Annotated in this window: 18 protein-coding genes; 10 read left to right on the top strand and 8 right to left on the bottom strand. The window is 66.1% G+C overall.

All coding sequences use genetic code 11. The features are described from left to right. Nucleotides 1–12 precede the first annotated feature (12 nt). The 3 genes from ASPHE3_RS14985 to ASPHE3_RS14975 all read right to left on the bottom strand — a co-directional run bounded on the left by ASPHE3_RS14985 (nucleotide 13) and on the right by ASPHE3_RS14975 (nucleotide 1,514). Nucleotides 13–579 carry an OsmC family protein gene (locus tag ASPHE3_RS14985; RefSeq protein ID WP_013602036.1) on the bottom strand — a complete coding sequence of 189 codons (567 nt, stop codon included), beginning with the start codon at nucleotides 577–579 and terminating at the stop codon, nucleotides 13–15. Between the two features lie 201 nt (nucleotides 580–780). Then, nucleotides 781–1,017 carry a helix-turn-helix domain-containing protein gene (locus ASPHE3_RS14980; protein ID WP_013602035.1) on the bottom strand — a complete coding sequence of 79 codons (237 nt, stop codon included), beginning with the start codon at nucleotides 1,015–1,017 and terminating at the stop codon, nucleotides 781–783. Then, a complete protein-coding gene (locus tag ASPHE3_RS14975; RefSeq protein WP_041652252.1) occupies nucleotides 1,017–1,514 on the bottom strand; it encodes a DUF2975 domain-containing protein in 498 nt (165 codons plus the stop codon). The genes ASPHE3_RS14980 and ASPHE3_RS14975 overlap by 1 nt, the downstream gene beginning before the upstream one ends. A 212-nt stretch (nucleotides 1,515–1,726) precedes the next feature. Here ASPHE3_RS14975 and ASPHE3_RS14970 point away from each other — a divergent pair, with 212 nt between their 5' ends. From ASPHE3_RS14970 to ASPHE3_RS14945, 7 genes are all read left to right on the top strand, one after another. Then, the gene (locus ASPHE3_RS14970; protein ID WP_013602033.1) at nucleotides 1,727–2,542 is read left to right on the top strand and encodes an MBL fold metallo-hydrolase; all 816 of its coding nucleotides are present in this window, start codon (nucleotides 1,727–1,729) and stop codon (nucleotides 2,540–2,542) included. A gap of 160 nt (nucleotides 2,543–2,702) precedes the next feature. Continuing rightward, entirely contained in the window at nucleotides 2,703–2,840 is a 138-nt protein-coding gene (locus ASPHE3_RS22310) for a hypothetical protein (RefSeq protein ID WP_013602032.1), read from the top strand. A 71-nt stretch (nucleotides 2,841–2,911) separates the two neighbouring features. After that, nucleotides 2,912–3,844 carry a lipid kinase gene (locus tag ASPHE3_RS14965; RefSeq protein ID WP_041653052.1) on the top strand — a complete coding sequence of 311 codons (933 nt, stop codon included), beginning with the start codon at nucleotides 2,912–2,914 and terminating at the stop codon, nucleotides 3,842–3,844. Further along, nucleotides 3,837–4,721, top strand: coding sequence for an SGNH/GDSL hydrolase family protein (locus tag ASPHE3_RS14960; RefSeq protein WP_041652249.1), 885 nt, complete (start codon nucleotides 3,837–3,839; stop codon nucleotides 4,719–4,721). The genes ASPHE3_RS14965 and ASPHE3_RS14960 overlap by 8 nt, the downstream gene beginning before the upstream one ends. Before the next feature lie 129 nt (nucleotides 4,722–4,850). After that, nucleotides 4,851–5,447 (top strand): acyltransferase family protein, encoded by a 597-nt coding sequence (locus tag ASPHE3_RS21265; protein WP_049786081.1) that lies wholly within the window; start codon nucleotides 4,851–4,853, stop codon nucleotides 5,445–5,447. A 17-nt stretch (nucleotides 5,448–5,464) separates the two neighbouring features. Next, nucleotides 5,465–6,073: an acyltransferase family protein gene (locus ASPHE3_RS21870; RefSeq protein WP_254362891.1), complete on the top strand. Its 609-nt coding sequence runs from the start codon at nucleotides 5,465–5,467 to the stop codon at nucleotides 6,071–6,073. 71 nt (nucleotides 6,074–6,144) lie between these two features. Further along, a complete protein-coding gene (locus ASPHE3_RS14945; protein ID WP_013602029.1) occupies nucleotides 6,145–6,972 on the top strand; it encodes an endonuclease/exonuclease/phosphatase family protein in 828 nt (275 codons plus the stop codon). A gap of 81 nt (nucleotides 6,973–7,053) precedes the next feature. Here the strand turns inward: ASPHE3_RS14945 and ASPHE3_RS21260 are convergent, their stop codons facing one another. Continuing rightward, nucleotides 7,054–7,809 carry a GAF domain-containing protein gene (locus ASPHE3_RS21260; RefSeq protein WP_013602028.1) on the bottom strand — a complete coding sequence of 252 codons (756 nt, stop codon included), beginning with the start codon at nucleotides 7,807–7,809 and terminating at the stop codon, nucleotides 7,054–7,056. A 200-nt stretch (nucleotides 7,810–8,009) separates the two neighbouring features. Here ASPHE3_RS21260 and ASPHE3_RS14935 point away from each other — a divergent pair, with 200 nt between their 5' ends. Continuing rightward, on the top strand, nucleotides 8,010–9,191 hold the full coding sequence (locus tag ASPHE3_RS14935) for a serine hydrolase domain-containing protein (protein WP_148258113.1): 1,182 nt from the start codon (nucleotides 8,010–8,012) through the stop codon (nucleotides 9,189–9,191). A gap of 37 nt (nucleotides 9,192–9,228) precedes the next feature. Here the strand turns inward: ASPHE3_RS14935 and ASPHE3_RS14930 are convergent, their stop codons facing one another. Next, nucleotides 9,229–9,612: an Hpt domain-containing protein gene (locus ASPHE3_RS14930; RefSeq protein ID WP_148258112.1), complete on the bottom strand. Its 384-nt coding sequence runs from the start codon at nucleotides 9,610–9,612 to the stop codon at nucleotides 9,229–9,231. A 124-nt stretch (nucleotides 9,613–9,736) separates the two neighbouring features. After that, on the bottom strand, nucleotides 9,737–10,339 hold the full coding sequence (locus tag ASPHE3_RS14925) for a TetR/AcrR family transcriptional regulator (protein ID WP_041653041.1): 603 nt from the start codon (nucleotides 10,337–10,339) through the stop codon (nucleotides 9,737–9,739). A gap of 237 nt (nucleotides 10,340–10,576) precedes the next feature. Between ASPHE3_RS14925 and ASPHE3_RS14920 the strand changes: the two genes are divergently transcribed. Further along, nucleotides 10,577–11,755: an MFS transporter gene (locus ASPHE3_RS14920; RefSeq protein WP_013602024.1), complete on the top strand. Its 1,179-nt coding sequence runs from the start codon at nucleotides 10,577–10,579 to the stop codon at nucleotides 11,753–11,755. Then, on the top strand, nucleotides 11,756–14,254 hold the full coding sequence (locus ASPHE3_RS14915) for a beta-glucosidase family protein (RefSeq protein WP_013602023.1): 2,499 nt from the start codon (nucleotides 11,756–11,758) through the stop codon (nucleotides 14,252–14,254). Between the two features lie 111 nt (nucleotides 14,255–14,365). On the opposite strand, the gene ASPHE3_RS21255 is transcribed toward ASPHE3_RS14915, so the two are convergent. Then, nucleotides 14,366–15,610, bottom strand: coding sequence for a sensor histidine kinase (locus ASPHE3_RS21255; protein ID WP_013602022.1), 1,245 nt, complete (start codon nucleotides 15,608–15,610; stop codon nucleotides 14,366–14,368). Nucleotides 15,611–15,634: 24 nt separating this feature from the next. After that, nucleotides 15,635–16,360, bottom strand: coding sequence for a response regulator (locus ASPHE3_RS14905; protein ID WP_013602021.1), 726 nt, complete (start codon nucleotides 16,358–16,360; stop codon nucleotides 15,635–15,637). Nucleotides 16,361–16,814 lie beyond the last annotated feature (454 nt).

The following is a 16,814-nucleotide window of genomic DNA, read 5'->3' as shown; positions in this document are numbered from 1 at the left end:
CCATGCCCCTGGTCACCGGATGTGGAGCGTGGTTTCGACAGGAACCGGGTTCACCAGGCAGTCCCTGACGGGGGAGGTTTTCTGGACGTACCGGCAGAGGGCCTGCAGCTGTTCCTGGGTGGCGTTCGGGCTGGAGACCCTTGCCGTGGCGCGGATTGCCGTGAAGCCGGGACGTGGCCCGTCGAGGCCCAGGAATGGCCCCACATCCAGGTCCCCTTCCACGTCAAAATCCAAGGCGGTCAACTCGATTCCCTGCGCTGCGGCGTTCGCGGCGTAGCCCACGGCATAGCAGAAGCCGAGCGCCTGGAGAAGGAGTTCGACGGCGTTCGGCCCGGCGTTGCTTCCCAGGAGGACCGGAGGCTCGTCCCCCTCCAGCCGGAAGTCTTCCGTCCTGCTTTGGTCGGGCTGCCCTGCCTGGGTAAATCCGCGGATGACGCCGCTGTTGCGTGTTCCACCACGCCAGGTGCTGGTGGCCTTGAACGTGAAACTGCCCAGGGCCGGATTGGCTTTTACGGCGCCGATCGTGGCCATCAGCCCGTCCACGTCGATCCCGTTGTGCCGGGTGGTTGTCTCAGTCATCGCTGATGCTTCCTTTCTGCGGTCCGCATGCTCCACGAACACGAGATCCCCGCCGCACGGCTGGAGGCCGGCTTTCCGGAGTGGGCAGCGGCGGACTTGCCTGTCTCTAAGGGAGCCTCCTGAACGCGGAGGTGGACGACGGCGGCCGCCTGCCGCCGCCGTTATCCTCCGGATGCGGTCCTGCGCATAACCCCAATCACCTCACCCGTTTTCCGCCCGGTCGGCGTCGGCACCGTCGTCGACCCACTCGAGCAGGTCGCCCACCTGGCAGTCCAGGACCCGGCACATCGCGTCCAGGGTGCTGAAGCGGACGGCCTTGGCCCGGCCGTTCTTCAGCACCGCCACATTGGCAGGGGTAATCCCGACCCGCTCGGCAAACTCCCCAACGCTCATCTTGCGCTTGGCCAGTTCGACGTCGATCCGCACCACAATCGCCATCAGATCACCCCGTCCATGTCGGCGCGCAGCGACGTGGCCTGCCGCAACAGGTCCCGCATCACCACGATCAGCAGGACCAGCACCGCGCCGATCAGTGTAATGCCGATCAGCAGCGCAGGCGTCCCGGGGTCCCGCAGCTCAGGGGTGAAGTAGAGGTACGCGATGAAGGAGCCGGCCATGACCGCCAGCAGCAGCCATGCCGCGACGAAGGCCCACACGATCGCGTCCACCCAGCGCAGCGAGGCTGTGGTGAAGATCCGGTCGCGCTGGACCAGGGTCAGCAGCCGCCAGATGCAGACGATGACAACCTGCAGGCACAGGGCTTCGAATTCGAAGAACAGCAGCAGCGGCCATCGCCAGGGATCCATTCGCGGCCCCTCCTCGGTTGTGAAGAGAAATTCGCCGGGGAAGGACATCACCTGCGCCACCAGCAGCCCGAGGAACACCATTACCAGCAGAACCCGCAAGGGAAGGACCAATCGACTTACGATAGACATGCCCTTACTTTGAAGGTTTATCTATCGAAAGTCAATTGCCCATTTGCGTGTCGCCTGGGCAGTCTGCGGCCGGGGACGGCAGGAAGGTGACCTGCACGGCGGCAGCCGCGTGCCGCCGTCGTACGCCCGGCCTCCCGGGAACTCCAAGGCCCGCTGGGTAGAATCGACGCCTAGACGAACGCACACTGCTTTGCCGGAGGTACGGAGAAACAATGTCGGAATGGCTCGAAGTCGGCGCGGATAACTATGTGCTGGTCACCGAAGGATCGCTGCTGAACACCGGACTGGTGGTGGGATCCGAGCGGGCCATGGTGATCGATACCGGCTGCGGCCCCCGCCAGGGCCGGGAGATCCTGGACGCGGTGCGGGAGAAGACCCAGCTGCCGCTCGTCGTCGTCAACACCCACGCGCACTACGACCACTTCTTCGGCAACGCGGTGTTCGCCGAAGCCGGCGTCACCGAATTCTGGGCGCACCAGAACTGCGCCCGGGAAATCGAGGAGCGCGGGGACCTGCAGCGCCGCTTCGTGGGAACACTGGAACCGGAGATGTCCACAGGGGAGGGCGAGAACGTGGAGCTCGTGGTCCCCAACGCCATAGTCAAGGACCAGCCCGTCCTGGTGGACCTGGGCGGGCTGACCGCCACGCTGTTCTACCTGGGCCGCGGCCACACCGACGGCGACCTGCTGGTGGGCACCCCCACCACCCTTTACGTGGGCGACCTCGTGGAGCAGGGCGCACACCCGTCCTTCGAGGACTCGTACCCGGAGGAGTGGGCGGACGCGCTCCGGCACATCTCGGCGCTGCGGCACCGGTACGAGTTCCTGATCCCCGGCCACGGCAAGCCGTGCAGCGACCAGTTCGTCAAGACCATGGCGAACACCATGACCACCGCGGTCCGGCAGGCCCGCCAGTCCATCCGTGACACCCCCAGCGACGCCACCAAGGCCATCCCCGTCCTGCCCTACGGGCCGGAACAGTCGCGCTGGTTCATCAAGCGGCTGCAGGAGACCCGCCGCGAGCACTAGGCACCGCGAGCACTAGGCACACAGTCCCGCCAGCCGCAGGGGAGCGGACGACGGCGGGCGCGGGCCGCCGTCGCCCGCCCACCCGTCCCAGTGGTCAGGTTTAGTAAAACGAGTAGGCATTACGCGGGCGCCGGCGCCGGGGGCCGCATAGGTTCGATGCATGGCAGAAGTCATCAGTCGCAAGCACGGGCGCCGCAGGATGCCCACCGGACCCAAACGCGGCATCCAGCCCTACGTGATCGTCAACGTTGTCCTGGTGGTTGGCCTGGTCATTGCCGCCCTCGCACTGACGCTCTAGGCAGGCGGTTGCGGCAGCAGCCGGAACAGGGCCCAGGAAGTTCCCAGCCCGCTGCGCCTAATATGTTCCTCATGAAGTCCGCCCAGGAGGCCTCCTCCGCTGCCTTGGTGATCAACGCCGGGGCGCGCCGGGGAGCAGCCGCACCCAGCCTTGTGGTGGACACGCTGCAGCGGGCCGGCCTGCCCGTCTCGGCTGTGCACCAGGTGCTGTCCGGTGCCGAGCTCGCCGGAACCCTGGACCGGGTGGCCGCCGACGGGCACGACCTCGTGGTGGTGGGCGGCGGGGACGGGACGGTCTCCTGCGCGGCCGGCCGGTTTGCCGGGACCGGAACCGTGCTGGGCGTCCTTCCGCTGGGGACCGCCAACGACCTTGCCCGCACGCTGGAGATCCCGAACGATCTTGCCGGGGCCTGCGCGGCCCTCGCCGGCGGCAAGGTGGTGGACATCGACCTGGGCCGGGCGAACGGCCAGCCGTTCCTGAACGTCGCGTCCGTTGGCCTGTCGGTTGGGGTGACGGCGACGCTCAGCCCCCGGCTCAAGCGGTACCTCGGGCCGGTGGCCTACGGCGTCGCGGCCGTGCGCGCCTACGCCCGGCACAAGTCATTCCGAGCCCGCCTCGAGTTCCCGGACGGGGACCACGAAGCGCTGGAGCTTGAGGACATGCTGCAGGTGGCCGTGGGCAATGGCCGGCATTACGGCGGCGGCAACGCTGTCTCGCCGACGGCCGGGATCGATGACCACCTGCTGGACATCTACGCGATCCCCGGCGCGCCGCTCCGGGAGCACATGAGGATTGCGCGGCTGCTCAAGGACGGCAGCTTTGTGGAGCGCAGCGGCGTGTACCACCGGACCTGCCAGCGTGTCCGGCTGGTCACGGAGCCGCCCATGCCGGTAAACCTCGACGGCGAGATCGCCACCGCGACGCCCACCGACTTCTCCATCGAGCGGAACGCGGTGCATGTGGTGGTCCCGCAGGGCAGCACCAGTGCGAGGTTCGATGGCTAGGGGTTCGGTGGCCAGCAGGCAGGACTGGCTCAAATACGGCGGACTCGTGGTGCTGGCCGTGCTCGCGTTCGGGGTGGCAGCCATTGCCCTGATGGGACCCCGCAACCCGGACGGCCCGGCGCCGGTAGCTCCGGGCTCGGCGGCTTCTCCGCCGGCAAGCACTGCCCCCGCAAGCACCGCGCAGACTGGCGCTGCGCCGGCTGGCACGACGGCTGCTGCCACGGGCACCGCGTCCGTTACGCCGTCGCCCGCGCCCTCGGCTTCCGCCGGGCAGCCGGTCATTGAGCTGCCGGACCGGCCGGTCCTGCTGATTGTCGGTGACTCGTACACCGCCGGGGTCGGGGCGGACGAGCCGGATCAAGGGTGGGCATACGTGGTGGCCGCGGAGCTCGGGTACACCGCCAGCATCGACGGCGTCGGCGGCACCGGGTTCGCCTGGGGCGGCGGGGCGCAGGACGAGCAGGGCGGCGAGTATGAAGTCCGCTTGCGGAATGCCGCTGCCAACCGGTCCTTCGTGCCCAACGTCCTGATCCTCCAGGGCGGGCAGAACGATTCCCTGCTCGCCGATCCGGACGAGGTCCAGGCTGCCACGGCACAGACCATCGAGGCGGCCCGCAGGTTCTGGCCGGGCATCCAGGTGGTGGTGATGGGGCCGTCGGCACCCCAGCCCCTCGCTGAGGAGCTGCGGGAAGTGAACAACGCCGTCCGTGCCGGTGCGGCGGCTGCCGGCGCGCCCTTTATTGACGCCATCGAGGGCGGCTGGTTCACGAACGCCAACAGTCCTGCATTGGATGCCGACGGCGCCCATCCCAACACTGCCGGGCACGCTTACGTTGCAGAGAAGTTCCTGGAGTCCTGGGACCGTTTGACCGGATAGGCGGCGCGGCGAGCCCCCTCCTGCATGGGGTCCTTCGGCTCTGGCGCGCGGCCACAGCCGGGACGACCATGCATCCAAGGGGACGATGCATTCAAGGGTGGGGCACGAGCACCGCAAGGAGGACCGGAGATGCCGAGTACCGCAGGCCCTGGACCGGCGCCGTCTGCGACCGCCCGAGGGCGGCTGGTATTCCTGGACGTCCTGAGGGTCCTGATCATTTCCATGGTGATCATCCACCACGCGGCCCAGGCCTACGGGCCGAGCGGCGGGTTCTGGCCCGTGGAGGATTCCGCCACGAGTGACTGGTTCCGTCCGTTCTATACGGTGAACGCGGCAGTAGGACTTGGAATGCTGTTCCTGATCGCGGGCTACTTCACACCGGCGTCGTATGAGCGGAAAGGCCGACGGCGGTTCCTGCGGGAGCGGTGGGCGCGCATCGGGATTCCGCTGGTGGTCTTTGTGGTGGCGGTGAACATCCCGCTCGCGTACCTTGCCTCCGGGCGCCCGGATCCGGGAACGTTCATCAGCGGGCTCTACATCGGTGCCTGGCAGGGTGCCTACTTCCATCTGTGGTTCCTGGGACACCTCCTGATTTACACCGCCGTCTATGCGCTGTGGGCGGGGCGGAAGCGACCGGGTGGCAGGGCGGGAGGCCCGGCCGGCGCGGGGAAGCAGCTGCTGCCGCCGCCGGGCCTGCCGCGATCCTGGGGTTCGCGGCGGCCCTGATCCTGGTTACCTGGGTGGTGAGGTGGTGGTTTCCCGTTGACTCCTGGGTGCCGCTCTTCTTCCTGGTGCCGATGGAACCGGCGAATTTTGTCCAGTACGTGAGCCTGTTCGTGGTGGGCATCCTGGCCTACCGGAACCACTGGTTCACGCGGATGCCGAAGTCCGTTGGCCTGCCCTGGCTGGCCGCGGGCTTCCTCGCCACTGTTGCCATCTTCTCGCTCCAGGCGTTCGGCCTGTGGTTCACCCTGACGGCAACCGGAGGATTCGGCTGGCCTTCGCTGGTGCGCGTCTCCCTGGAGGCGCTGGTCTGCCTGGGGCTCTCCGCGGGGCTGGTGGTGGCATTCCGTGAGGTGTTCCACCGGAGCCGGCGGCTGCTGGCGGCGATGGCGGCGGCCAGCTACGCGGCCTACATCCTCCACGTCTACATCGTGGTGGGCCTGCAGGTCGCCGTTCTCCAGGCCGCCTGGCCCGCCGGAGGAAAATTCATCCTGGTGGCCGTGTTCGGGGTGGTCCTCTCCTTCGGCATTGGCCACCTTTCCCGCTTCGTGCCGGGACTGGGCCTGGTGCTGGGCACCCGGCAGGAACGACGCCGGCCGGCAGGAAGGGCCTCCGCGCATCCCGCCTAGGACCCGCGTCCGGGGGCACCGCATCCGGTCCCTGGCTGGCGCCAGTGTCCGTGACTGGGCAGGATGGGTTGATGGCGCCTGAACTGGACATTCCTCCCCGCTTCTACGGCCCGCTGCTCGAAACCACGGTCCGGATTGTCACGTGGAATGTCTGGGGGCGTTACGGTCCGTGGCAGGAGCGCGAGGCGGCGGTCATTGCCACGCTCACGGACGCCCGGCCGGACATTGTGGTGCTGACCGAATCCTGGACGACGGCGGAGGACAGCCAGTGCGCCAGGCTGGCGGGCCCGCTTGGGTTGCCGCACCACGCGTTCAGCGGCGTCCCGGCGCAGGAGGACGAGTCCGCCCTTTCCGGCGTCGCTGTGCTGTCACGGTGGCCCATCACCGCTCAGGCCGGGATGGACTTCGGGGCGCTGCGGGTCCAGCAGGCAACGATCGCCGGTCCGCGTGGGCCCATCACCGTGTACGGCGGGGTGATGGATGCCTGGTGGCCCGATCAGGGCCGTCAGCGCCAGGAAGCCGTGCGGGCACTCCTGGAACACCTCAAGACCTCCTGGGACGACAGGACTCCGCTGGTGGTGTGCGGGGACTTCAATGCCGATCCGGACAGCGACGAGATTCGCATGTTTACCGGCCGGGTTGCTGCGCCGGTTCCGGGCCTGTCCTTCTACGACGCGTGGGAGGCCGGCGGAACGGAGCGCGGCTGCACCTGGGCCAACACCAATCCCTGGGCCACGCAGCTGCTGTGGCCGGACCGCCGGATCGACTACGTCTTCACCGGCATGCCGCGCCGCGGGGGAGCGGGCCACCCACTGGCCGCGGAACTGCTGGGTACCCGGCCGCTGCACGGCATGTACCCCTCGGACCACTTAGCCCTGCAGGCGGACCTCCGCTACTGACAGGACGTACGACGGCGGCCGCGCGCCGCCGTCGTGCAGGCGCCCTGGGTGCCTGCACCCCAAGGCGCGGCTGCTGCCGTATCAGGTGCGGGCGTCGATGCGGTTCTGGACGATCCGGGCGAGCGTCTGGAGCACCTGCCGGTCCGAGGCGCTGAACGCCCGGGGCTGCTGGTCAATGACGCACAATGTTCCGATGTTCCAGCCGCGCGGTCCGTGGAGGGGATAGCCTGCGTAGAAGCGGATGTAGGGGTCGCCCACGACGAGCGGGTTGCTGGCGAAGCGTTCATCGGCAAGGGTGTCGTTGATGACCAGCATTGAGTCCTGCTGGACCGTCTGCGTGCAGAGCGCGATGTCACGTGGCGTTTCCTCACGGAGGGGGCCCACCACGGCCTTCAGGAACTGGGCGTCCTCGGCGATCAGCGACAGTGAAGCCGCGTCGACGCGGAAGTACTCCTTGGCGGTGGATACCACCCGGTCAAACATCTCCTCGCGGCCGGTATGGAGGAGGTGTGTCTCCCGAAGGGATCGCAGCCGCTCCATTTCACCCCTTTCCGGCGAAAGGAGAAATCTGCCCGCGGCCCCCAGGTCAGCGAGTGCATCCTCACCCGTCCGTCTTCCACTGTGCGGGCGGGACCCCGGAACGGCGAGCCCGAGGCCCTTGCCGGCGCCGTAGCCCTGTTCGAATTCGGGCAATGCCAAGGCGCCATGAAGGTAGGCCTGCAGCTCGAACTCGGAAAGCCGGGAGCGGCCAAAATAGGATGGCCAGACGTCGGCAGGGTTTATGCTGGCCACGACCATTGCCGCAAGCTCAAGGCGGCGCTCCAACTCGTCACTCATGCTTTCCACCCGGTCTGCGATGCGTTTCACCGGCCATCACGCACATACGTACTTTAGAAGCCATTTCATCAGCTTACTTACTACTTGGCGGTACGCGTAATCCCCTGACTGCAGCTGGTTTCCTACACCTCGAGGTGTAGGAAACGAAGTCGAGCTGGCGGTGGACGCGGTGCTTGCCAGGCCGGGGGCAATATGGGCTGATGCCAAGCGGTCAGGGCGGTGGAATCGGTGGCAGGCGTGCAGGGCCCAGGGGGCCGGCCGGATGGTGCACGGCAGTCCTTGCTGTTGCCCTGTCCCTGGCAGGCTGCATGCCCGGTGAGCCCGCAGCCGACGAAACCGCGCCCGTCCTGGTGACGGCGGAGCTTGAGGCCGCGGCCGGGGAAGCTGTAGAAAACGGTGCACCCGGACTGGTTTTTCACGTGCGGAACGGCGACCAGGTGGTGGCCAAGGCCGCCGGGACCCGGAACCTCGAATCCAGCGAACCGGCGGAGCCCGGGGACAAACTATGGATTTCCGGTGCCGGGGCACCGATGATGGCCGTCGCCGTCCTGAAGCTTGCCGAGAACGGCGCCCTGGGGCTGGATGACCCGGCAGCGAAGTACTTGCCCGAGTTCGCTGCCATCTTCCCCGCCTGGGAGCGGACCACAATCCGGGAACTGCTGGGCAGCCGGACCGGGCTCCCCGACTACATTCCTGCCCTGCTGGAATCCAAGGACGCCGAAGCACTGCGGACCACCGCGTTGTCGTTTGAGGAAAGGCTGAGGATCGCGGCCACGGCAGGAGGGGCGCCGGGTCCCTTGTCCCAGCCGGCATGGTCAGCCACCGACTGGGAAGTGCTGGCGTGGCTGGTGGAACGGATCCACAACCGGCCGCTCGCCGAGGTTCTGCAATCCGAAGTCTTTGAACCTGCAGGCATGGCCAGCAGCCTGCTGGCAGCGCCGGGAGCACCGCCGGAGCCCATGCTCCACGGCTATGTCCTGTCCGGTGGCAGCCGGCTGGACTTCACGCGGACGGACGCCGCAGCCGGTTCCGGCGATGCAGGCATCATCTCCACCGTTGAGGATCTCAACAGGTTCTTTGCAGCCCTCCCGGCAGGACAGTTGGTGAACGCCGAGACGTGGGAAGTAATGGTCGACGGCGATCCATATGACTTGGGCGGACTGCAGTGGACCGGCGCCATCTGTCCCGGCCAGCGCCACGTATTCATCTACGGTGGTGGCGGCGCGTACAACGTCCAGTCTGTCTCCTCGCTGGACGGCCGGCAGCAGGTTTCCGTGGGCATGGCCTTGCCGCCCGCGGAACTGGGCACGCCGGGCATCACCCCGTTGGTGGAGCGGATGCAGGAGGCCGCGGAAGCAACCGCCAAAAGCATGTGCCGGTAAGCAGGGCCCATTTCAGGCCGGTGGCGCCGTCCGCCGCCTAGTTCCAGGAAGTCCTGCTGAGTTCGTCCCGAGCCCGCTGCAGCACGTCAGGGGCTGCGTCCTGAAGATAGTGAAGCTCAGTGCTGAGCCTCGTGGCTTCCGCGCGGGCTTGCGCGAAGTGCCCAGCACGTACCAGTGACTCCAGTTCCCTGCAGCTGGCCGCTGTGTCCAGGGCACCACTCATGGATGAGGTGACCCTCAGACTGAGCAGGGCATCCAGCGCTACTTTCGCATCCTCCTGGTCAACAGCTCGGAGGATCCGCTTCAACCGGCCCGGCAGCATGCCCAGGTAATCGTCCACGAACCGGAGCGCGGCCTCGGCACTGAGATCCTCGGCGAGTTTCCTGATCGGTGCGGTGTCCAACTTCGTGCCAAAACCCACCAGGTGCACCCCGTTCCCGTAACGGGCCCAACCTCCGCGGCTCGGCCAAACCCCTCAATTGTGCTGATCCAACATCAAGAAGGGGGCGAGCTTACACTCAACGTTCCATCAATAAGGGGCGCTTTCAGCTTGGCTGGGTTTGCGCCTGCGGCTTCAAAAGCACATCGATGAACTCCGAGAGGCCGTCCGCTATATTCACGTCCTTGTCGTAGAGCCATTGCAGTTGCAGTCCGTCGGAGACGGCCACTGCCAGGCGGGCCAGATTCCTGGCGGGCAAGTCAGAGCGGATTTCTCCGGCGGACTGGCGGCGTTCGATGTCCACGGTGAGGACGCCAACCACCTCGGCGTAGCGTTCCTTGAAGTAGCTGTGCGAGTCGTGCCTAGGGTCATTTGCAGTGGCTGAAGCCACGGCGTACAAGGCAGTGAGTCCCGGTTCTTCGCGGTTCCGCTCAGCTGAGCGGACCATCACGTGCAGGGAGGCTTCCTTGTCCTCCATGGCTGCAAGGCTGCGGCGGTCCCTCTCGGCGAGCACCGCCGTCAGAAGTTCCTGCTTGCCACGGAAGTAGTGGAACAGTGTGGCTTCCTTCACGCCCACCAGCTCTGCGACCCGCTTCAAAGCGGTACCTTCGAAGCCTTCCGTGGCAAAAACATCGGTTGCAGTCTGGATGATCTGCTCGCGGCGTTCGGCTCCCTTGGCGTACTGCCCACGAGGCTTTGATGAGGTCATCATGCCAGTGTATTTCACGTACTTTTAACAAAATCTAGTAACACTCGGTTTTTGCCGTTAGGATCTTTCCTTAGACCCAACGGAGGGTCACTTTTGTCAGGAGGCAGCGTGGCCCACGAGACCACTACCGAAGAATCCGTTTCACTGCCCGTGAGCAGGACTTCTTCCAGCAGCAACACTTCAACGGTTCCCGCCCAGGGAGCACCCCCTAGAACACCGCGTGCCTATGTCATTGGCATGCCGATCGCCAGCGCGGGTTTGTGGATGGCCGTTCTGGCGCCGGCCCTGGTGGTCCTGGCCATCAAGGTTTCCGAGATCACCACTCCGGAAACCCGCGCTGGAGCACTCAGCCTGGTAGCCGGCGTTGGCGCCCTGATTGCGCTGCTGGCCAACCCGTTCTTTGGCCGGTTGAGCGACCGCACCACCTCCCGGTTCGGCATGCGGAAGCCCTGGATCATCGGCGGTTCTCTCGTGGGCATGGCCTCGCTGGTCCTGCTTGGATCAGCAACTGACGTCACGGGCGTGCTCGTAGCCTGGATTCTGGCGCAGCTGAGCTTCAATGCCGCGCTGGCAGCGCTGGTGGCGACCCTCCCGGACCAGACGGCCCCGGCAGAGCGTGGGCGCCTGTCCGGATTGATCGGAATGACCCTGCCGATCGGCCTGGTAGCCGCAGCTTACTTCGCCCAGCTCTTCGACAATGCATTCCAAATGGCGGTCGTCCCGGGTGCCGTAGGCACGGTTATCGCTATCGCCTTTGCCTTTACCTTCAAGGACCGCGTCCTCACCGGGAAGCCTGCACCGCTGAACCTGAAGGAAATCGCCGGGTCCTTCTACTTCAACCCCCGCACTTACCCAGGCTTGGGCTGGGCCTGGTTTACCAAGTTCCTGGTGTACATGGGCTACTGTGCGGGCCTGCTCTACCTGCCATACTTCTTCATCGATCACCTCGCGGTGCCTGAAGCTGAGGTTACCGGGCTGGTATTCCAAGCCACCCTTGTCAGCGCCGCGGGCACCGTGATCAGCAGCGTCGCGGGAGGATGGATTAGCGACAGGATCGGCAAGCGCAAGGGAATGGTCATCGCCTCTGCGATCATCATGATGGTGGGACTGATTGTCATTGCCACCAGCACGACCGCCGACCAGGTCCTGGTAGGCCAGGCAGTCACCGGTCTTGGGCTGGGCTGCTTCAGCGCTGTCGACGTCGCCCTTATTACGGATCTCCTGCCCAAAGACCAGAGCGAGAACGCCAAGACCTTCGGCGTCTTCAACATCGCCCAGGCACTGCCCCAGTCCCTCGTACCCGCCGTTGCACTTCCTGTGATCACCCTTGGCGGATACCCCGCACTCTTCATCAGCGGTGCTGTCGTCGGCATCATCGGCGCCGCTCTCGTCACTCGCATCAAAGGAGTCAAATAGATGAACCCCGCTCTTTCCCCGGCAGTCACGACTCCGGCCGCCGGTTCCCCCGATGCCGAAGCACGCATCCGCGAGCTCGCCGAAAGCCTCCCCCTTGAACAGCAGATCCAACTGCTGACAGGTGCCGATGTGTGGGCTACGCACGCACTTCCCTCCATCGGCCTTTCCCGCGTCGTCCTCTCCGACGGCCCCTCGGGTGTTCGGGGTGAAGACTTCGACGAACGGCACGACTCAGTTTCACTGCCGTCATCATCGGCGCTGTCCGCCACGTGGAGCGTGGACACGGCACGCCGCTACGGCCAGGTGCTGGGCCAAGAAGCCCGCCGGAAGGGCGTCCACGCAGTCTTGGGTCCCACCATCAACCTGCACCGTTCCCCGCTGGGCGGCCGGCACTTCGAATGCATGAGCGAAGACCCCCGGCTCACCGCAACACTGGCTGCGGGCTATGTGGCCGGCGTGCAGTCGATGGGCGTGGGGGCAACACCGAAGCATTACCTGGCCAACGAGGCCGAAACGGACCGTTTTACCGCCGACTCCGTCGTGGATGAGCGCCCGCTTCGCGAGCTTTACTTGGCAGCCTTCGAAGACGCCATAACCGAGGCACGCGCCTGGCTGGTGATGAGCTCCTATAACTCCATCAACGGCACTACGGCCAGCGAAAACGAACTGCTGAAGACCCCGCTGTCCACCGAATGGGGCTTTGACGGCGTCGTTGTCTCCGACTGGACAGGCGTCCGCTCCGTAAACGCCGCCAATGCACACCAGGACCTGGAGATGCCAGGTCCGGTAGGCCATTGGGGACCCAAACTGCTCTCAGCCGTTGAAGACGGGCGCGTCAGCAGGACCGCCATCCTGGAAAAAGTCAGCCGCATCCTCCGCCTCGCCGCCCGCGTCGGATCCCTCGAAGGTGTCACCCCCGCTGTGACCGAACTCCCGGCACCCCTGGATGCCGCCGCCGTCGCCCGTGAAGTGGCAGTCCGCGGCGCTGTCCTGGTCCGCAACAAGGACGGACTCCTGCCCCTGAACCCGGCAGCATTGAGCCGCGTGGCGGTGAGCGGCCACAACGCGGAAGAGGCACGCACGCAGGGCGGCGGCAGCGCCACAGTCATGCCTAAATACACAATTTCTCCCCTGGAGGGCCTGCGCCAAGCGCTCCCAGAAAGCGTCAGCCTCAGTTATGCCCGGGGAGCCAAGGTAGCCGAAGGCCTGCAGGCTTTCCCCCGTACCTCCCTCCATAACCCTGTATCCAATGTTCCGGGTATGCGGGTGACCTTCCTTGCCGAGGACGGCTCGGAAATCTCCGGGGAGGACCGGCTCGCGTCCCACCTGATCTGGTTCGGCATCGGTATCCCAGAGGGCGCTGCCGCCATCCGCATGGAAGCTGACTGGACCGCTGCTACCGCAGGCGTCCATCATCTGGGGGTCGGAACGGTGGGTCACATCCGGCTCTCCTTGCAGGGCGAAGAGGTGTTCAACGGCGAGATTGAGGATGACACCGACGTGCTCGGCGCCGCCCTCTTCGATCCTCCCAAGACCGTCCACCCAGTGGAAACCGCCGCAGGCGAAACAGTACGGATCGAGGCCGTCTACAAGCTGCCAAAAGACCAAGTCATCCCGTTCACAGCAATCCTCCTGGGCGAGGAGACCGTGGTGGAAGACCCACAGGCTGACATCGACGCGGCAGTGGAAGCGGCAAAAACCGCCGACGTGGCCATCGTTGTGGTGGGAACCAGCGCTGCCATTGAGTCCGAGGGCTTCGACCGCAAAGACCTTGATCTGCCCGGCCTGCAGAACCAACTGGTGGAAGCCGTTGCCGCGGTCAACCCGCGCACAGTCGTGGTGGTTAACTCCGGCTCTCCAGTCCTGATGCCATGGCTGGACAAGGTGGGCGCTGTCCTGCTCGGCTGGTTCGGCGGCCAGGAATTCGGCCGCGCCATCGCTGACATCCTGCTCGGAGCTGCGGAACCGGGCGGCCGCCTGCCCACCACCTGGCCCGCCGCCCTTGAGGACGTTCCAGTACTGAACACCACTCCCGTAGACGGAAAGGTGGTCTACTCCGAAGGTGTCCATGTCGGCTACCGGGCCTGGCTCAAGCAGCAGGCAGAAGGAGGCGCGGCCCCTGCGCTCCCGTTCGGCTTCGGCATGGGTTACACCACATTCGAACTGGGAACGGCCCATGCACCCCAGTCTGTAAGCGTGGGACAGGACCTCGTGGTGCATGTTCCGGTCCGCAACACCGGAAGCCGCATCGGACGCGAGACAGTGCAGGTGTACCTCGACCGCGCCGATTCCGCTGTGGAGCGCCCCGTCCGCTGGCTCGCCGGCTACGCGGGAACCCACTTGGCGCCCGGAGGCACGGAAAGCGTGGAAGTGCGGATCCCTGCACGGTCCTTTGGCCATTACGATGGCGGCTGGAAATTCGAGCAGGGCAAGTTCCGCCTGCTTGTTGGCCGCCACTCCGCCGACGCCTTCCAAACGCTGGAGGTTGAGCTGCGCTAATACCGCTGGGAACAGCTCAGCCGGGCCGGATCCGATAACTTCGGGTCCGGCCCGGCCTCCTTTACGGCGCCCCCGATGGCTGCTTGCCATGCAACCAACGCTGGCCCACGGCTACGCATGCTGTGGCTGGGCGATGCCAAGGGGCAGGTCAACATGGACCCGGAAACCGGAATCTTTGGGGCCATAGGTGAGGCTGCCGCCAACGATCGCCACCCGCTCCCGCAGGCCAATCAAGCCAAAGCCATGCTGGTCCTGTTCTGGGCGGTGCCCTTTGCCGCCGTCGTCCGTGATCTCTATGGTGAGTGCGCCTGGCTGCCAGTGCAGAACCACCTCCACCTGCGCTCCGGCCCCGGCGTGCTTGGCCACGTTGGTCAAAGCTTCCTGGACGACCCGGTAGGCGGTGTGGTTGACGCTGTCCGCCAGCACCTGCGGCCGGCCCTTCACGCGCCACTCCACCGCGAAGCCGGCACCCCGAAGCGATTCAAGGAGCGGCTGGGCCATGTCGATGCGGGCCAGGGAGGACGACACCGGGTAGGAAGTGATCCCGGCGCGCAAGGCTTCCAGCAGCCTCCGCAGTTCGTCCATCGCCTGGGTCCCGGTTGCCTCAATGACCGTCAGGGCCTGTGCCGCCCGCTCAGGATCGCCCTTGATGATCTTGCGGGCTCCGGCGGCATGGAGTGTCATGACCGTTACTGCATGGGAAACGATGTCGTGCAGTTCCGAAGCGATCAGTGCATGCTCCCTTGCTATTGCCGATTCCGCCTCGGACCGGAACCTCTCCAGGGTCTGGATGCGCTGCCCGCTGCGGCCGGCCATCCTGCCCACGAGCCATGACGACAGCAAGCCGGCAGCCAGGACCAGGATCAGGTTCGGCACATCCCAGACATCGTGCATCAGGAAAATTCCGGTCCATGCAGCAAAGGCTACGGCGGCCGCGGTGACTGACCACACCGGCGGGCGGTCCGCCGCCACCGCAACCAGCGCCACTAGGACTACCAGCCATGGCGTATACAGGTCAGCCAGCATGAGGTAGGTGGTCCCGAGGGACGGGTCAAGGGGCGTACGCCAGTTCAACGCAACGAACGGGAACGACAGCTGGATCAGCAGGGCCAGCGCATACACCGACACTGGAAAGTGGTGCCGCCATGCGACCACCACGCCTGCTGCTGCCGTGTACAGGAGGACCAGCCATGGAGGTTGGGGCATATCGCCGCTGAGCCAGGCAATCATGAACATGCCAAAGTCCAGGGCGGCAGCAGTCGCCGCCGTGAGAATGTCGCTTCGGGAGGGCATGGGCAGCTGCGAGGCCTGGCCCAGGCGGGCGGGGAGAAGGCCGCTCTTTTCCTGTGACGTCATTGCCGACTCCTTGATGCCATCCGGTCAATCGGACCGGATCAGTCCCGACCTGTACGCCACCGCCACGGCCTGGGACCGGTCGGACAGGCCAAGCTTCAGCAGAATGCGGTGGACATGGGTCTTGACGGTCGTTTCGCTGAGGAACAACTTGTTCGCGATCTCCGCGTTCTTCAGGCCCACGGCCATGGCCCCGAGGACTTCACGTTCACGGGCAGTGAGGACACTGATGTCCGCGGTGGGAACGCTCTGGCCGTCTGCGGCCCGGGAGCTGAAGTGGCGCAGCAAAGACCTGGTGATGGCGGGATCCAGCCAGCCGTCACCTTTGGCCAGGGCGCGGATTGCCGTGGCGAGGGTCTGCGGTGCCGAGTTCTTTAAGAGAAAGCCTGCTGCTCCGGCCCTCATCGCCGTGGTGACGTTGTGGTCCTCGCTGAAGGTTGTCAGGATGAGGACCGCCGGGACGCCATCTCCGCCGCCCAGCCCGTCCGCGGTCAGCCGGGTGGTGGCCTCGATCCCGTCCATTACCGGCATCCGGATATCCATGACCACAACATCCGGGCGGGTGGTGCCGGCAACCGCCAGGCACTCCGCGCCGTTCGCAGCTTCGCCCACCACCTCCAGGTCCGGCTCGGCAGCCAGCAACAGCGACAGTCCCGCGCGGACCAGCCGCTCGTCGTCGGCCAGGACGACGCGCACCTTCGCCTCTCCCGGCCCGGCCCAGGCCGGTCCGTACGGTCCCGGCTCATCCTCCATGACCGAAAGTATCCTCCCTGGCCTGCCTGCTGTCAGTAAATAAAACCCCGCTGCTCCACCCGGCGGTGTACTGCGGGAAGTAGAACCGGTGGTGGACGCGGTCCGGACAAGGGCAGGGCAAGCTGGCTTCACGTCACAACGTGAAAGGAAGGCGAATCCCAGTGCCGGCGTCAGCCGTGAAAGCGCCACGAGCCGCAACGTGGCGCAGGTTGATCTCTTCGGACAGACAGGCCTGCTGGGTGGCATGCTGTCTTCTCCTCCTGCCGCAGGCAGGAGGCACATACCAAACGGCGTCCGTCCAGGACCTGCAACCAGTGGGCCGGACCGAGGTCCTGGGTGTTCCGCCACTGGAAGGGAATCCCGCCAGTGGGTGCAGTGATCCTCTGCCGCTCTCCGGGTCGCCGGAGCTGTGGCGGTTCCGCCTGCTGAACGGAGGGATCGCAGGCCATTGACC

This window comes from Pseudarthrobacter phenanthrenivorans Sphe3, from assembly GCF_000189535.1.
GTDB lineage: Bacteria > Actinomycetota > Actinomycetes > Actinomycetales > Micrococcaceae > Arthrobacter > Arthrobacter phenanthrenivorans.
Note: the sequence above shows the minus strand (reverse complement) of the source record. Positions and strands in the feature narration are given on the sequence as shown.

Bases quoted from the DNA above. Each gene is read 5' to 3' on its own strand.
- ASPHE3_RS14920 (WP_013602024.1), top strand. From the start codon at position 10,577: ATGCCGATCGCCAGCGCGGGTTTGTGGATGGCCGTTCTGGCGCCGGCC.
- ASPHE3_RS14915 (WP_013602023.1), top strand. From the start codon at position 11,756: ATGAACCCCGCTCTTTCCCCGGCAGTCACGACTCCGGCCGCCGGTTCC.
- ASPHE3_RS14960 (WP_041652249.1), top strand. From the start codon at position 3,837: ATGGCTAGGGGTTCGGTGGCCAGCAGGCAGGACTGGCTCAAATACGGC.
- ASPHE3_RS14925 (WP_041653041.1), bottom strand. From the start codon at position 10,339: ATGACCTCATCAAAGCCTCGTGGGCAGTACGCCAAGGGAGCCGAACGC.
- ASPHE3_RS21260 (WP_013602028.1), bottom strand. From the start codon at position 7,809: ATGAGTGACGAGTTGGAGCGCCGCCTTGAGCTTGCGGCAATGGTCGTG.
- ASPHE3_RS21265 (WP_049786081.1), top strand. From the start codon at position 4,851: ATGCCGAGTACCGCAGGCCCTGGACCGGCGCCGTCTGCGACCGCCCGA.
- ASPHE3_RS22310 (WP_013602032.1), top strand. From the start codon at position 2,703: ATGGCAGAAGTCATCAGTCGCAAGCACGGGCGCCGCAGGATGCCCACC.
- ASPHE3_RS14980 (WP_013602035.1), bottom strand. From the start codon at position 1,017: ATGGCGATTGTGGTGCGGATCGACGTCGAACTGGCCAAGCGCAAGATG.
- ASPHE3_RS14905 (WP_013602021.1), bottom strand. From the start codon at position 16,360: ATGGAGGATGAGCCGGGACCGTACGGACCGGCCTGGGCCGGGCCGGGA.
- ASPHE3_RS14975 (WP_041652252.1), bottom strand. From the start codon at position 1,514: ATGTCTATCGTAAGTCGATTGGTCCTTCCCTTGCGGGTTCTGCTGGTA.
- ASPHE3_RS14985 (WP_013602036.1), bottom strand. From the start codon at position 579: ATGACTGAGACAACCACCCGGCACAACGGGATCGACGTGGACGGGCTG.
- ASPHE3_RS21255 (WP_013602022.1), bottom strand. From the start codon at position 15,610: ATGACGTCACAGGAAAAGAGCGGCCTTCTCCCCGCCCGCCTGGGCCAG.
- ASPHE3_RS14970 (WP_013602033.1), top strand. From the start codon at position 1,727: ATGTCGGAATGGCTCGAAGTCGGCGCGGATAACTATGTGCTGGTCACC.
- ASPHE3_RS14935 (WP_148258113.1), top strand. From the start codon at position 8,010: ATGCCAAGCGGTCAGGGCGGTGGAATCGGTGGCAGGCGTGCAGGGCCC.
- ASPHE3_RS14965 (WP_041653052.1), top strand. From the start codon at position 2,912: ATGAAGTCCGCCCAGGAGGCCTCCTCCGCTGCCTTGGTGATCAACGCC.
- ASPHE3_RS14945 (WP_013602029.1), top strand. From the start codon at position 6,145: ATGGCGCCTGAACTGGACATTCCTCCCCGCTTCTACGGCCCGCTGCTC.